The organism is Streptomyces sp. NPDC048415 (assembly GCF_040651675.1).
Taxonomy (GTDB): Bacteria; Actinomycetota; Actinomycetes; order Streptomycetales; family Streptomycetaceae; genus Streptomyces.
Genome location: NZ_JBEZKJ010000200.1, coordinates 1 through 3,907, shown reverse-complemented (window position 1 = coordinate 3,907; position 3,907 = coordinate 1). Strand labels below are relative to the sequence as shown.

Below are 3,907 nucleotides of genomic sequence, written 5' to 3'. Positions count from 1 at the left end.
ATCCGCAGGAATCGGCCGAGGAGACCGCTGAGCGGTTCGCCGAGGCCTACCGGGCGTTCATCGCGCGGTTCCGGGTCGAGCCGGCTCCCGCGCAGTGGGCTCTGTGGCTCCGCGACGGGTACGGCATCACCACCGGGGCCGGTGGCCCGCTCTCCGAGGAGCAGGTGCAGCCCCTTCTCCAGGTCCTCCAGGAGCGCTACGCGGCGCGCTCTGAGGAGCCCGTCGCGTCCGTGGAACCGCAGGCGGCCGACCAATCGGCCGGCCAGTGGGACGACTATTTCTACAGCGCCTGGCGCACCTATGAGCAGGAGCGCGGCACCTACCCCGACGCGGCTGCCCTCGCGGCGCACGTCTACGAGCGGGACGGCATCACGGGCGCCGACGGCCGGCCCGTCACGGGCGAGGACTTGGCGGACTTCGTCGCAACCTTCCGGGAGCGTGAGTTCGCCAGCACCGGACCGCCCGCTGAGGAGGCTGCCGCCGATCCCGGTGAGCAGGCCGCTGACGAGGTCCTCGCGCAGGAGGAGGACGCCGAGGCGGCGCCCGCTGGCGCGGGTGCGCAGGCCGCCAAGGAGAGGCGCATCCCCCGGGTGAACGCCGCCATCGATGACCCGCCGCCAGGGCTGGACGGCTCAGCGGGGGAGCGCGTTGCCCTGACCACCGTCGACCGCTACTACGTGGCGTGGAGGGGATACCAGACCGAGCACGGCGATGAACCGACGGCCGAGCAGCTGTCTGCCTATCTTGCGGCGCAGGGCATGCACGGCCGAGGTGGGAAGCCGGTCAGCCCTGCCAACCTGCGCCGCTACTTCCTGCCGTCCCGCGTCTACAACGTCTGGGCCGAACACCGGATCCGCAACGACAAGCCTGCGGCGGACGCCGTTGCGCGGGGGTGCGCATTCCGCGGGATCACCGCCCAGTACAACAAGCCCGTCACCACCGACTACATCACCGAGAATGACGCCGACTTCGAGCGGCGCTGGCAGGCCCTCATCCGCCATCACGCCGACGCGCAGCAGTAAGTCCGCGACCGCGCACCGGTTGCGCATCCAGCATCCCATCAGGCCCAACAGGATGCGTAATCAGCAGAAACCACTGGTCAGCGGTGTATTGCGCAGACAGCTTGATCACTGCGCGCCCCTGCGTACCGCGCCCCTGGGCACCGCGCAGCCCTGCCCTTGAACCGATGAGGAGTACCCATGCGAGCACTGCGCATCGACCCGGCCGCCGCGGTCACGGACCTCAACCTGCCCGAGCCCGGCGCGTATTCCGCGATCCGGGAGCACGTCGGATTCCCCGACTCCGTCGACCAGGGGGTGTACCACCGGCGGGCCGTTGTGCACATGCACGGCAACGGCCGGGAGATAGGGCTCCCGCCGCCCGGCCCGACGGCGCCCCGATCTACGTGATCCTGGACAATCTGTCCGCCCACAAAGGCACTGGCATCCGCCGCTGGGCGAAGAAGCACAAGGTCGAGTTGTGCTTCACCCCGACCTACGCCTCGTGGGCCAACCCGATCGAGGCCCACTTCGGGCCGCTGCGGCAGTTCACCATCGCCAACTCCAGTCACCCCAACCACACCGTGCAGACCCGGGCCCTGCACGCCTGCCTCCGGTGGCGCAACGCCAACGCTCGCCACCGCGACGTCCTGGCCGCCGAACGCAAGGAACGCGCCCGCATCCGCAGCGAGAAAGGCATCCGCTGGGGCGGACGGCCCTTGCGAGTGGCGGCCTGACCTGGCAGGAAGGTGAGTCACCGAGATTGCGGGGCGAGCGGGGCTTTTCGCCTGAGGCGGCAACGGGTGGCGCCGGCAGGGACTCAGGGTTCGATGACGAGGCGTTCGATGAGGCCGTCGCGGAGTGTGAACTGGTAACGCAGATCGATGCTCCCGCCGGGGAAGTTGCCCTCAAGGTGGTGGGTGGCGATGTAGCGGGTTGCGTCGGTCTGCTGGGCGCCGGTGAGGTGGATGGTGTAGGTGAATTCGGTGGCCGATCGGTCGAGCCACTCCCTGATCGTCTCGGTGTCGGCGTAGGTGTTGCCGTCGTCGATCACTGTGGCTTCGCGGGTGAACGCCGTGATTGCGCTGGCGGTGTCGTGGGCGCGGTGCGCTGTCAGGTAGCGGATGATCACCTCGGGCAGGGTGTCCGGAGTGCTGGTTCGGGGCTGGTTGTCGTGCATGACGCTCCTTGGGGTGGTGGCGGGTTCAGACGGTGGGGGTGGTGCCGCCGTCGATGACGTGTTCGGCGCCGACGATGGCCGAGGCGCGGTCGGAGACGAGGAAGGCGACGAGCTCGGCGACTTCCTCGGGCCGGTTGGGACGGCCCAGCGGGATGCCGCCCAGGGAGTCCATGAGCCGGCCCAGCGCCGCTTCCTGCGTGATGTCTGCGTCGTGGGCGATCCGGGCGACGAGGTTGTCGGCGGCCGAGGTCTGCACGAAACCGGGTGAGACGGTGTTGACGCGGACACCGTGCGGGGCGACCTCGTTGGCCAGGCCCTTGCTGTAGGTGGTCAGGGCGGCCTTGGCGGCTGCGTAGGCCAGGGTTCCGTTCCACAGCGGCATGCGGCGCTGGATAGAGGTGACATGCACGATCACGCCCTTACCTGTGGCGATCATGTGCGGCAGGAGTGCGCGGTCCAGGCGGACGGCGGCCAGCAGGTTCGTGTTCAGCTCCCTGGCCCAGTCGTCCTCGCCGAGCGCGGCGAACCCTCCAGCCGGCGCCTCGGACCCGCCGAGGGTGTTGACCAGGATGTCGACGCCTCCCACGCGGGCGTCCACCTCGGCGGCTACGTGGGCTGCGCCCTGGGCGGTGGACAGGTCGGCGGTGATGAACGCCTTCTCCTCGACGTCGTCAGGGCGGCTGCGGGCCGTGACCAGCACGGTCGCGCCGGCCTGGGCGAGACGTCGGGCGATGGCGGCTCCGGTGCCCTTGGTGCCGCCGGTGACCAGAGCGCGTCGGCCTTCGAGGGATTCGCTGATAGATGTGGTCACGGGGTGCTCCGTTCCCGGGTGCGGGCGCAGAAGGCACCGCTCCCGTCATTACTGCTAAAATAGAAGCTACTAACTTCGACTTTAGCAGTAACCGAGGGGATGGCCGCCATGGCAAGCCGGATCAGGCTGGAGGACCGGGAGTGCCCACTGTCCACGACGGTGGAACACGTAGGCGAGTGGTGGACGCTGCTGATCCTCCACGACGCTTTCGACGGCTACACGCGCTTCGACCAGTTCCAGGAGAGTCTGGGCATCTCCTCCAGCATGCTCACCACCCGGCTGAAAACCCTCGTCGCCGACGGACTACTGGAGCGCCGGCCCTACCAGACCAACCCCGTACGCCACGAGTACGTCCTCACCGAGCTCGGGCGCTCGCTCCGACCGGTGGTCGTCGCCCTGGCAGCGTGGGGCAACTCCCGCCTCACACCGGCCGAACGCAGCATGATCCTCATCGACGCGCACAGCGGCGAGGAAGTCGAGCCCGTCGTCGTTGACGCAAAGACCGGCCGCCGACTCGACGACAGCGACACCTACGTCTTCACCGCAGGTCCTGCAGCCAGCGACGCCATGCGCCATCGATACGCGACACGACCGACCACCCCCGCGGAGGCGTAGGGCTGCCCCGAACGAGCACCGAACAGCCTTGAGCAGGACCGGGACGCACCCTCGTGCCTGATCGACCAGGCAGCACCGGATCGCCGCCAGCATCACGCATGCCAATCATCCCGAGCCGTTGATAACTAGTGCCGCATCAGGCAACGTTTGCCCTGTCCACGAGGGCGCGTAGGTGCCGGTCATCGGCGTGGCGGTTTCGCCAGATGAGGTAGCGGCGGATCATGCTGCCCTGTTCCTTGTGGTTGGCGTGGTCGGTGCCGTCGAGGGTGAAGTAACGCAGGGCGGTGAACTGGGCCTCGATGC

Annotated in this window: 4 protein-coding genes and 3 pseudogenes; 4 read left to right on the top strand and 3 right to left on the bottom strand. The window is 68.7% G+C overall.

All coding sequences use genetic code 11. The annotated features are described in order from the left end of the window. From AB0D27_RS45150 to AB0D27_RS45140, 3 genes and pseudogenes are all read left to right on the top strand, one after another. A pseudogene (locus tag AB0D27_RS45150) lies at nucleotides 1–1,022 on the top strand (hypothetical protein); the annotation flags it as partial. Nucleotides 1,023–1,199: 177 nt separating this feature from the next. After that, entirely contained in the window at nucleotides 1,200–1,409 is a 210-nt protein-coding gene (locus tag AB0D27_RS45145; protein ID WP_362521419.1) for a hypothetical protein, read from the top strand. Next, nucleotides 1,376–1,735, top strand: a pseudogene (locus AB0D27_RS45140) (transposase); the annotation flags it as partial. The gene AB0D27_RS45145 and the pseudogene AB0D27_RS45140, both read left to right, overlap by 34 nt. 83 nt (nucleotides 1,736–1,818) lie before the next feature. Here AB0D27_RS45140 and AB0D27_RS45135 read toward each other — a convergent pair. Together AB0D27_RS45135 and AB0D27_RS45130 are read right to left on the bottom strand one after the other, a co-directional pair. Then, entirely contained in the window at nucleotides 1,819–2,178 is a 360-nt protein-coding gene (locus tag AB0D27_RS45135) for a nuclear transport factor 2 family protein (RefSeq protein ID WP_362521416.1), read from the bottom strand. 25 nt (nucleotides 2,179–2,203) lie between these two features. Further along, a complete protein-coding gene (locus AB0D27_RS45130) occupies nucleotides 2,204–2,989 on the bottom strand; it encodes an SDR family oxidoreductase (RefSeq protein ID WP_362521413.1) in 786 nt (261 codons plus the stop codon). Nucleotides 2,990–3,097: 108 nt separating this feature from the next. Between AB0D27_RS45130 and AB0D27_RS45125 the strand changes: the two genes are divergently transcribed. Continuing rightward, complete coding sequence (locus AB0D27_RS45125) at nucleotides 3,098–3,604, top strand: helix-turn-helix domain-containing protein (RefSeq protein ID WP_238577255.1); 507 nt, start codon at nucleotides 3,098–3,100, stop codon at nucleotides 3,602–3,604. Nucleotides 3,605–3,740: 136 nt separating this feature from the next. On the opposite strand, the pseudogene AB0D27_RS45120 reads toward AB0D27_RS45125, so the two are convergent. Beyond that, nucleotides 3,741–3,907 (bottom strand): annotated as a pseudogene (locus tag AB0D27_RS45120) (IS630 family transposase); the annotation flags it as partial.